The 10662-nt window shown below is 43.4% G+C and carries 9 protein-coding genes; 7 read left to right on the forward strand and 2 right to left on the reverse strand.

The features are described 5' to 3' along the window. The first annotated feature begins 63 nt into the window (after positions 1 to 63). The 4 genes from VN429_RS10780 (at position 64) to VN429_RS10795 (ending at position 2338) form a co-directional block, all read left to right on the forward strand. Entirely contained in the window at positions 64 to 417 is a 354-nt protein-coding gene (locus VN429_RS10780) for a hypothetical protein (RefSeq protein ID WP_325633162.1), read from the forward strand. A gap of 89 nt (positions 418 to 506) precedes the next feature. Further along, positions 507 to 1115 (forward strand): hypothetical protein, encoded by a 609-nt coding sequence (locus VN429_RS10785; RefSeq protein ID WP_325633164.1) that lies wholly within the window; start codon positions 507 to 509, stop codon positions 1113 to 1115. Between the two features lie 2 nt (positions 1116 to 1117). Further along, positions 1118 to 1804 carry a winged helix-turn-helix transcriptional regulator gene (locus VN429_RS10790; RefSeq protein ID WP_325633166.1) on the forward strand — a complete coding sequence of 229 codons (687 nt, stop codon included), beginning with the start codon at positions 1118 to 1120 and terminating at the stop codon, positions 1802 to 1804. Between the two features lie 66 nt (positions 1805 to 1870). Next, complete coding sequence (locus tag VN429_RS10795) at positions 1871 to 2338, forward strand: GyrI-like domain-containing protein (protein ID WP_325633168.1); 468 nt, start codon at positions 1871 to 1873, stop codon at positions 2336 to 2338. A gap of 4 nt (positions 2339 to 2342) precedes the next feature. Here VN429_RS10795 and VN429_RS10800 read toward each other — a convergent pair whose 3' ends face one another. Beyond that, complete coding sequence (locus VN429_RS10800; protein ID WP_325633170.1) at positions 2343 to 3230, reverse strand: PhzF family phenazine biosynthesis protein; 888 nt, start codon at positions 3228 to 3230, stop codon at positions 2343 to 2345. Positions 3231 to 3436: 206 nt separating this feature from the next. Between VN429_RS10800 and VN429_RS10805 the strand changes: the two genes are divergently transcribed. Together VN429_RS10805 and VN429_RS10810 are read left to right on the forward strand one after the other, a co-directional pair. Further along, positions 3437 to 4468 (forward strand): hypothetical protein, encoded by a 1032-nt coding sequence (locus VN429_RS10805; RefSeq protein WP_325633172.1) that lies wholly within the window; start codon positions 3437 to 3439, stop codon positions 4466 to 4468. A gap of 24 nt (positions 4469 to 4492) precedes the next feature. Continuing rightward, positions 4493 to 4741, forward strand: coding sequence for a hypothetical protein (locus VN429_RS10810; protein WP_325633174.1), 249 nt, complete (start codon positions 4493 to 4495; stop codon positions 4739 to 4741). A gap of 185 nt (positions 4742 to 4926) precedes the next feature. Here VN429_RS10810 and VN429_RS10815 read toward each other — a convergent pair whose 3' ends face one another. After that, on the reverse strand, positions 4927 to 8808 hold the full coding sequence (locus VN429_RS10815) for an MASE3 domain-containing protein (RefSeq protein ID WP_325633176.1): 3882 nt from the start codon (positions 8806 to 8808) through the stop codon (positions 4927 to 4929). Positions 8809 to 9241: 433 nt separating this feature from the next. Here VN429_RS10815 and VN429_RS10820 point away from each other — a divergent pair. Then, a partial coding sequence (locus tag VN429_RS10820) for an IS1634 family transposase (protein ID WP_325633178.1) occupies positions 9242 to 10662 on the forward strand: 1421 nt, incomplete at its 3' end.

A 10662-nucleotide genomic window follows, 5' to 3' on the forward strand; every position in this document is an offset into this window, starting at 1 on the left:
GACAGCTATATCATACAGACTTTATTGTGGGGATGAAATCAAACCATTCACCCCCTGATTATTATGAAAACTAACAACAGTATAGGAATTACAGCAGTATTTGCTGTTTTAATCTGTGTTTCGTTAAGTATTTTCCCAGTATCAGGAATTGTAGTTTCCGGGCAATCTGATGTCACCAAAAACGAACAGACATATTCTGCAACAATATCAACCGAGTTTGATGGAACCAATTACATTATTAAAAATGTTGATACAGGTGTAATTCTTGAAACCCTCACTCCAGCTGAATTTGAAAAGGAAAAAAAGGAATCAAAATTAAAATTCCGCGTTGAATCGAATGAGTCAGGTACGATGACGTTCTATGATAACACTTCAGGAAAGGTAATTGGAACCGGATTTGTGAATAAATCACCTTGAAAGTGATTTTCGTTCTGCATAACCCAGGAAAGAATAGGAAAAGAATTGTGCCACAACCCTTCAATAGTATCCCAGATAACCGGTATTGTATGATACGCAGCGGTGTGATAAAGGCAGTTGTTGCACTTATCTTCATCCTGCTCGTCATTCCTATCCTTTCTCTCGCAGAACCGGTCTGTGTGACTGTAACTACCACAGATGAGACAAAATACTGGTCTGTCCAGGATGAACAATCAGAACCCTATATTACTGTTTCTAAAACAGGTTCTTCTGATATCTCTACATCTGGTGAGTTCATCACATACGGTACTGCCGAAGCGATAGGAGCGGGCATTGAAAATATCGTGATTGTAAAGATATACAATAATTCGGAGATGTTAGATCCAAATAAACCCGGTGTTCTGCAGATGCTCAATCCAGGCGAAGACCGATATTTTTCAGATCCGATTGAGAAAGGTCAGACACAGCAGTATGTGCGAGTATCCTGGAATCAGCCCTCTGCCCTGAACCTAACGATTTATACTCCTGATGGAGAGTATGGTCCATATCATGATGATACTGACGGGAAGACAGATAATACGATTTTCCTGAAGATAGACTCTCCAGACGGTCTTGATCCCGGAAGATGGTATTACCGGGTCCACGGTGATCAACTGCAGAATCCGGTTCCATTTCAGATGGAAACATGGAGGAAATGATAATGAGACTCTTATTGATACTCCTTCTCCTTTTGATCTGTATCCCTGCCCAGGTTATGGCCACCAGATATCAGGTCAATAGTGCGTATGATGATCTCCCTGATGATCAGCCGACCTGCCCTTCACGAGTGGATCTGATTGAACTCCCATTGTGGCTGTTTTTATCGCAGATAGTTCTTCTCAATCCATTCTTTCTCCTCCTAAAAGCAGTCCTCGCCCTAGGCTATCGCCGGATTGACCAGAACACCCTCTTTGATTCTCCCCCCCGAAAAGAGATCTATGACTTTATCAAAACCCATCCGGGAATTCATCTCCGGGGGATTGCTTCAGGTCTCGAGATGGAACTCGGAACTGTCAGGCATCATCTTGATCAACTCATCAGATATGGGAAGATATCAAAAGAACAGGATGATGGATTTTGCAGGTATTATCAGATGGGGTATTCTCACGAAGAGAAACTGATGATGAATGCTGCTGCATCTCCTGCCTGCAAGGAGATTGTGGCTATGCTCTGTAAAAAACAGGGTCTTACCCGTCTTGAGATTGGATGCAGACTTGAAATTTCAGCCCAGGCAGCAGGGTGGCACCTCTCTCGTCTTCTCAGGGGAGGGGTTATCACGGTTGAGCGAACCGGAAGAACACTTCGGTATCACCTGAATGATGCAGTACCACTCCAGGGATCCCGATAAAAGATTGTAGACTCAAACAATCAGATTAAACCTATTATTTATTCATCCTGTTCATCGATGATTACAATGATGAAGAGTCACCGAATTATCACCGACCCGATTCATATCATCGGCATTGAAACCCGGACATCAAATCAGGAAGCACTGATCACGCTGCCCCGGATGTGGCAACGCCTGTTCCAGGAGAACCTGATTGCACAGGTTCCGAACAGAATCAGTTCGGAGATCTATGCGATCTACACCAAATATGAGGGAGATCATACGAGGCCATACACGTACATCCTGGGATATCAGGTGCGTGACCTCACTACAATTCCCACGGGGATGACTGGAATAACTATTGCTCCGGCTTCATACGAGGTATTTACCGCGAGAGGAAGACTCCCGGATGCAGTCGTCAGGACATGGGAGCGTATCTGGACGCCTGAAGTTGATTCCAAACGGGCATATCATACTGATTTTGAGATATACGGTGAGAAGGCAGCGAACCAGGAAGACGGGGAGGTTGAGATCTGTATCGGCATTACCGGATAACCGATTAGACCACCAGTTCACCTTTTGCAACCAGGAAGACCGAACCTCCGACCTCAACGGTGATCTTCCCCTCATTCTCTGCAACTTTTCCATAGATAAGGGATGGACGGTTGATCTCATGACCCTGCTCAATCATAACAACCGGGGGTAGTTCAGGATTATACCGGTTTTTATGCAGGTAGGCCATCAGGCATCCTCCTGCACTGCCGGTTGCAGGATCTTCGGCAACCCCGTAGTAGGGTCCGAACATCCGGGCATTCAGGGTATTTTCAGTATCATATGGTTCATGACAGAAGATATACAGTGCTTTTGCCTCTGACGTGGAGATAAGTTTCTCATAGATATCCATAGTTATCCGTGCTGCTTTCACTGCTTCTCGTGACTGCACCGGGATCATGATAAACGGAAGTCCGGTGGAGACCTCCTGTATTGGAAACCTGGTATCAAGTGAAGATTCAGGCAGTGAAAGGGCTTGTGCCACTTCAGCAGCTTCGAATGTTTTTCCAAAGGTCGGCTCTGGCTGTTTCATCCAGAAGACAGAAGGTTTTCCGATCTCGAGGCAATAAGAGACCGGAACCTGTCCCACCTTCAGATCAAGGATAATCTCGTTTTCCGGGTGTTTCATGATCATCTCCCTGATCACAAACGCGGTTCCCAGAACCGGGTGTCCAGCAAACGGGACCTCGTGTTCAGGGGTGAAGATCCGTACCGGATAGGTGTTATCCAATGCAGCAGCAGGACCGATAAAAGTAGTCTCTGAAAAATGCATCTCCCTGGCAATCTCCTGCATCTGTTCTGACGAGACTTGAGGGGGAGCAAGAATGACAGCCAGCTGGTTGCCGGTAAATCGTTTTCTGGCAAAGACATCGACAATATAAAATGGGACCTTCATAGCAACAGACTCTGTACACCCGTTTGACCCGAAGAGAGATAGGTATTGAGATCGATTTTCATTCACCAGTCAGGTGAATCATCCGGGAATCAGTTCCAGTATGATTCAGGGAATTTGTAACCATGGCCGAATAGTTCAATCAGATACCCGGGGATGGTGGAGAAGTCGGATAATAGTACTATATACTTACACATCCCTGAGTGGCTATGCATATTTCATATCTGATATGGTTCCTCCTGATGATGCTCATGATCCCTCTGGGAGTAGGTGCAGTGAGCAGCCAGGAGCAGATCTGGACCAATGAAAACCCTAACAAACTTTTTAACACCCCGGATAAACCGACCCTCGTGACTTTTAATTCGTGTGTGAAGATCCTCTCGATCACCACAAATCACTGGAATTACGGGAAAGGGGACAGTCCTGGGAAGATAAGTTTATTTCATGAAGATGGAACCCAGTACGGTCCCTGGGGAACATTTGGAAAGAACGGGACAAAGAACGAGCAGAATGTATACTGGGTCTCAAATCCGGGAGATATTCTGAAACCCGGAACCTACTCGGTAGCTGATTCAAGTCCCATTACCTGGGCTTATAATGACGGATCTGACAATCGGGGGATCGTGACTATCGTATTCGAACCGGCAGCGTGTCTGAACAACACCGGTGAGATCACCCGGGAATATCAGGAAACAGTTACTCCGATCCCTACCATTCCTGAAGAGATGGAAGGAGGAATTGTGATTGAAGCAGGTGATCTGGATCCTGCCACTCTCAAAGGGGGAACAAATAACACTGAAACCGTTCCCGTGATTGAGCAGATTGCATTCAGACCACTCAGCAGTTCAATTCATGGTGGAGACCCGGCATATGTGATGCTCAGGGTGAAGAATACCGGCGGTCGGGCTCTTGAAGACGGGTATGTGACGATCAGATTCATCAGTAAGGATGGCAAGTTTTCTTACAAAGGAGGAACGGCTCATCTTCCTACCATTAATACCGATGAAGAACGTGATCTTCCCCTGAACATCAAGACAGAAGGAGCGGGAGAAAAAAAGACAGGTAATATTCTCTACTGTTCAGAGTATCTCCTGGATGGTAGTATCAATGAACTGATGGAAGGAGGGTATTTTGAGAAGAGGGCAGACCTGATCATGCCACGCGAGAAATTTATTGATATTACCGGGTGTTGCCAGGAGCCCTATGGTGGAACCTCGGTCAGAGGATGCAGAAGTTCATAGAAGTGTACTAGATGAGAGATGTGATTGCCAGGAGAGGAGTGCAGGTTTAAGAAGGAGACCTGGTTAATATGCGGTTCTAGGGCTTTAACCAGGATTGAGGCAGGGAGTAAAATGGGAACGTTCAGGGTACTAGAGTACTTTCATCAGAATGGTGATAAGTATGATAAGAAGCGGCCTGGTAATGATGACCCTGTAGTGATCAATCCTGTAAACAGCCCGGGCACTAACATGGTTATCCCAAAAGCTATCGAGACGATACAGAGTATCATCTGAATATTCTGCATCTTTTTAAGCAGCGGATAAATTTCAACCGGTTCTGCTGACGGATGAAAGAACTCTTTCAGCATCGGGATACGCTGTTTTGTCAGGAGAACAATCATACGTGACCTTGATATTCTTATTGAATTTGATCCTGCACCGATATCATAACGGAAATACCCCGACACTAAAGAATTTCTTTAATTGTTGCTTGAAAAGCGGTATTCTCCATGCGGTACAAGGATATCAAACCGTGCTCCAATTCCTGGCACCCCATTCTCAGTGATAGTAATTCCGGTAATAGAGAGAATTTCGCGGGAGAGAAAAAGACCGAGACCGGTGTGTTTTCCGAATCCTTTTGAGAATAATTTTTCTTTATCCTCAATACTGACCCCCTCCCCATCATCTTCTACCACAATGATCAGGGAATCATTTTCTTCATGGCTTGAAACACGGATTGATGTCATTTTTTCACCTCCATATCGCATTGCATTATCAAAAAGATTATAAAACACCTTCTGGAGCAGTGGATCTGCGAATATCTCCAGATTTGGTTCTTCGAAAATTATCTGAACGGTTTCAGGGTGAAGCTGGTTTGTACAATTTTTTATGATAGGAGCAACCTTTTGCCAGTTTGGAGCCACTACACCTAAATCTTCATAATCTTTAGTAAAACTGATCTGATGATAGATATTATCGACGATACCTTCCTCTTTCTGAATTATTTCCAATTGTTTGGTTGTATCATTAATAGCATCTTTAGCGAACTCCAAAAGAAATAACAGGACCTGAATCTGGTTATTGATATCATGTCTGGTGATACTGGAGAGCAGATTTAGTTTTTTATTAGCCTGTTGTAAGGCCTTTTCTGCAAATTTCCGCTCTGTGATATCCCGGACAACTCCTAGCATAACTCTGGTTCCCTGAATGGTAACAACATGGGTGTTGACTTCAACAGGTACAATTGAACCATCTTTTCTCCGATATTCAGTCTCGAACCTCGCATTTCCGGTGGTTCGTTGTGTTTCAAGGATTTTTTCAAGGGGTGGAGAATGGTAATCTGTTGTGATATCAAACGGTGACATTGCAAGCAACTCATCCTTGGTATATCCTAATATCCTTGAGGTGACATCGTTAATCTCAGTGAATCGTCCTATTGTCCCATCATCCCTGATTTCATGGATATGTATCGCATCTGAAGTATTGTTAAAGATATCACGGAACTTCTGCTCGCTCTCAATAAGTGCATCTTCTGCCCGCTTGCGGGCTGTTACATCATCATATATGGCAACAACTTCCCCTGAAGGAAGCAAATAAATATAATTCTCCCGCCAACTGGAAACACGGTTATCCTGATAAAAAGAGAGGGGATGATGTTCGGGTATTCCTGTGTGCAAGACTCTCTGGAATACTTCCATAATTCCGAACTCAAAGATACCAGGAAATACCTCGCTGACATGTTTTCCTATCACATCCTGTTTTGAAATTTTTTCAATTACTTCAGCAGCGGGATTTACATCAACTATTATAAAATCTGTCCCGTCATCCACTGCCCGGTAGACCACAACACCACTGCTCATGGAGTTGAAAAGTTCCCTAAACCTGAATTCACTCTCCCGCAGGGCTTCCTCGGCTGATTTACGTTCTGTGATATCCATCAGGTTTCCAGAAAGAGCCAGTTGACCCTGGTACGGTATCAACGTGCCCATGATACTGACAAGGATAGTCCTTTGGTCTTTGGTGATCAGACGGCATTCATAGATACTGATCGTTTCCTTATGGTCAACTCGGGCTACCATCCTATCCCGAACCATATCACGATCATCAGGGTGGACAGTATCCAGGGGATCCATTCCTATCAGTTCTTCAGGAGCATACCCCAAAATCCTTGCAAAGGTGGGATTCACATACTTCACCAGACCATCCATGAAAATATAAACCCCGGTCAATGAGCTCTCACTCATTGTTCGAAACCGTTCTTCGCTTTCTTTGAGAGCTTCTTCCACATGCTTACGCTGGATAAGGATCCACGCGTTTTTAGCAAGCAGGGTTAGCACGGTGATATCTTTCTCCTGATAATCTGTTGCTTTATTTCCCACACCGATTATTGCAACAATCTTGTCTGCTTCGACTATAGGGACGACGAGCTCCCGAAGGACTGGAACATGACCATCAGGCAGCCCTCTTTTATTTGGCAGGTTTATGTAATCATTGTGAATGATAGGTTTTCGTTCACGGAGACAGTCTACCCAGACACCTGCTTTCTCCACTGGATAGTACCGGTCGGGTTCCTTGGGAATAAAGCAATGCTTGCGGGTTTTTGTCGACCATGCAACCAACTGGATCGTCTTTTCATCAGGATTTATAAGATGAAAGAACCCGATTGTACTGCTTGTAAGCCGTTCCGCTTCATCGAGCGTAAACCTCATGCTCTCACTTGCAGACATGGTATCAATCAACTGGTTTAATTGTACCGCAACCTGAACAGCCTCTTCAGCCTGTTTTCGTTCAGTGATGTCAAAAATAATCCCCTGGTAGTGTGTGATCTGACCAACATTATCTCGTCGAATCCAGGTTCGATCATCAATCCAGCATATTGTCTGGTCCGCTTTTATAATACGATATTCCTGGTTGAATTCCTCCCGTCCCATTTCTGAACTGTATCGGGTTACTTCAGCAAAAACGCGGTCAAGGTCATCAGGGTGAATAATACTTGAATAAACTACATTGCCGGAAAGGAAATTTTCTACCGTATACCCAAACTGATCGATATTTTCAGATACATATTGCACCGGCCATCCCTCTTCTGCTTTCCAGACAAAGACAATGGCAGGACTGTGCCTGATGACAAAGTCAAGTTCCTTTAATGATTTCTCAGCCTGTTTACGTTCAGTGATATCCCACCCTTCTGCGATGAGAAGAAATACAGTGTCATTCTTATCTTTCACTGGTTTTAACGAGAAATCAATATTCACAAAATCGTTACCTGATGGGTGGGTTGCCTCGAAACGCACTACTTCCCCAGACGCTGCACGCTTTATTGCACGTTTCAATTGGTCCTGTTGAACAGGATCATGGACCCACCATGGGGTACACCAGAATGGTTTTCCCAGAACAGATACCGGATCGAGGTTTTCATCATGGAGGTATTTTACTGCAACCGCGTTAATTTCCTTGAGAATTCCCTGAGAATCAAGTACTCCCATCAGATGATAAGTCTGGTCAAAAACGGCCCTGAATTCTTCTATACTCTCCTGTAAGGCATTCTCTTTCTCTTTCAGTTCACGAAATATCAGGTTATATGGCCGGGTCAGGCTGATGACAATAAATACCCGGCAAAACAGATAGACCGAGATAAAACGAAAGAGGTGACCAAGCAGGTTCATGAACCCGTACACACTCACATACGAGGTGAAAGCCAGTTCGCCGAGGATGAGAAATGTCTGCGCTAAAATGAGAAGTTTCAAGACGACTGGATCAAAGTGTCCCCGTTTCAGGAATAGAATAATAATCGTAAAGATAAGGATAAACGAGATGATGAATTCGCTTAAAATTTTGAAGGATGTAAGCCCGATACCCTCAATGTAACAGGATGGAAATGTGTGCCAGGCAAAAATACTGGCATAGAGGAAGGCAGATGCAATGGTACAGGCCGTTATAATAATACTGGTATCATATTTTCGATCCCGGGTAATAGATCTCCCGATAAACAGAGTTGCGACAAAGAAGGTGATACTCTGAAAGTAACGTGCTGCGATCCAGATTTGTGTGGGTAAATCAGCACTATTCCCGGGGATGATATTCATCCCTTTGTATGTTATGGTATGGAGGAGATCGAAACTCCCGAAGAAGATGAATGATATACCAATAATTAAGAAAAAAGCATCTGATATCTGTCTTCTGGTATTCCAGACAATAATAAAGATTGAAAAAACAACAGCGAGACCGGCAACTTCTACGATAGTGTGGAAGAGAAGATAATTAATGGTGCTGATGAGATAAAGGACACCAATCATGATAAGGATGAATGAAATCTCAATAAGATTAGCCAGTTGAATAGGGATCAGGAGAATCTTCTGCATGATGGAAGTTTGATAACCCATTGATGACACCGGTCTGTTCCCGTTATGTTCCAAATGAACTTATATGTGATTATACTTTTTTACGCAAAGGAATAATGTGTGGATCACCAATTGAACGAGTAAAGATCAATCCGAGTACCTGCCGACACTAGAATGGGCATGCCTGATCAACCTGAAACACTTGAACTACAACACCAAAAGAAGCACCTGGATTAATATCACGATAACCCTGAACATTCTAGCCTGCTACTTCAAGAATCAGATCTATCTTCTGACAACCCTTTTCTTCTAGTTTCATGATTCCTTGATTCCCGTAAATAACGATAACCTTCCCCCTCTTCTTTAAACTCGTAAAAAATCCCTCAATCGTCTTCCGATATCTTTATCCCAGTTATGTGTATATATTCCAGATACATAACGAGGAGCAGATATTATGCCAGCAATTGTCTACCAAAAAGATAAACGGTCCGGGATCACCTATGCATACCACTCCATATCCTTCTGGGACAAAGAAAAGAAGCAATCTCGTGCCCATCGGACCCTGATTGGACGAGTTGATCCTCTCACAGGAGAGATAGTCCCTACAGATGGGCGAAATAGAAAGAAGGGTGAGGATAAAATCCCAAGTAAACCGGGAAGACCATCATTTGATTGTCGAAAACGATCGTTCTATGGAGCTACCTATCTGCTTGATGCTCTCGGAGAAAAATTGGGTATTACCCAGGATCTGAAGCAGTGTTTCCCTGAAACCTATAAACAAATCCTCTCACTTGCATACTTCCTGATTCTCGAAGATAGCACACCATTGTATCGTTTTGAGAAATGGGGGATTCTCCATAAGCATCCATATGGAGATGATATCACATCGGAGCGTAGCATCGAACTTTTTGCCCGCATCACCGACGAAAATAAACTCCGTTTCTTTACTCTTCAGGAAAAAAGAAGAGAGGAACAGGAATTTTGGATATATGGTACAACAACACTATCAAGTTACTCAGAAACCCTCCGGAAAGTCCAGGATGGATGTAATAAAGAGCATGATCAACTTCCTCAGTTAAAACTAGCACTTGTATTCGGACAGAATTCTAATATCCCATTCTATTACAGAAATCTTGCGGGCAATATTCCTGATTCCAAAGATATCAATCATCTGTTAGAAGACCTTGAGATTCTTGGTTATTCTAGAGTAAAACTGGTAATGGATCGAGGTTTTTATAGTGAACAGAACAGTAACTGCCTATATCAGAATCATGTAAAATTCCTAGTATCTGCAAAGATGTCGCTAAACTTCATTCGAAACGAATTAGATGCAATATATGATACCTTTCGCAGTTTCGACAATTACAATGATAGGTATGCCCTCTATTGTAGAAGCGTTCAAACTTCCTGGAATTACATGCAAAAGAGCCCACACATTTCTGATAGTCTTGAGGAATCACACAGCGTTTCCATTCACTTTTATTACAACATTGATCAGGCTACTGAAGAAGAAAAAGACTTTGATCGGGAATTAATGACACTAAGGCATGAATTAGAATCAGGTCAGCGTATTCAACAGCATGAGAAACTCTATCAGCAGTATATCACCTGGAAGACAACACCAAAAAGAGGGACACAGGTAATAGTCAGGGAAGAAAGTGTTATAGATGCTAAACGCTACTTTGGCTTTTTTGCTCTGATAACCAACGAAACAATGGATGCAGTAACTGCCCTCGAGTTATATCGGAATAAAGATGTTGTTGAGAAAGCCTTCGGAAATCTCAAAGAACGGTTGAATATGCGTCGAACACTCGTTTCTTCTGAACAAAGTCTTGATGGAAAACTCTTTATCCAGTTTGTGGCACTGATATATCT

The organism is Methanospirillum sp. (genome assembly GCF_035560735.1).
Taxonomy (GTDB): domain Archaea; phylum Halobacteriota; class Methanomicrobia; order Methanomicrobiales; family Methanospirillaceae; genus Methanospirillum.

Coding starts and splice junctions, on each gene's coding strand:
- VN429_RS10815 (WP_325633176.1), bottom strand. CDS start 8,808: ATGCAGAAGATTCTCCTGATCCCTATTCAACTGGCTAATCTTATTGAG.
- VN429_RS10795 (WP_325633168.1), top strand. CDS start 1,871: ATGATGAAGAGTCACCGAATTATCACCGACCCGATTCATATCATCGGC.
- VN429_RS10785 (WP_325633164.1), top strand. CDS start 507: ATGATACGCAGCGGTGTGATAAAGGCAGTTGTTGCACTTATCTTCATC.
- VN429_RS10780 (WP_325633162.1), top strand. CDS start 64: ATGAAAACTAACAACAGTATAGGAATTACAGCAGTATTTGCTGTTTTA.
- VN429_RS10800 (WP_325633170.1), bottom strand. CDS start 3,230: ATGAAGGTCCCATTTTATATTGTCGATGTCTTTGCCAGAAAACGATTT.
- VN429_RS10805 (WP_325633172.1), top strand. CDS start 3,437: ATGCATATTTCATATCTGATATGGTTCCTCCTGATGATGCTCATGATC.
- VN429_RS10790 (WP_325633166.1), top strand. CDS start 1,118: ATGAGACTCTTATTGATACTCCTTCTCCTTTTGATCTGTATCCCTGCC.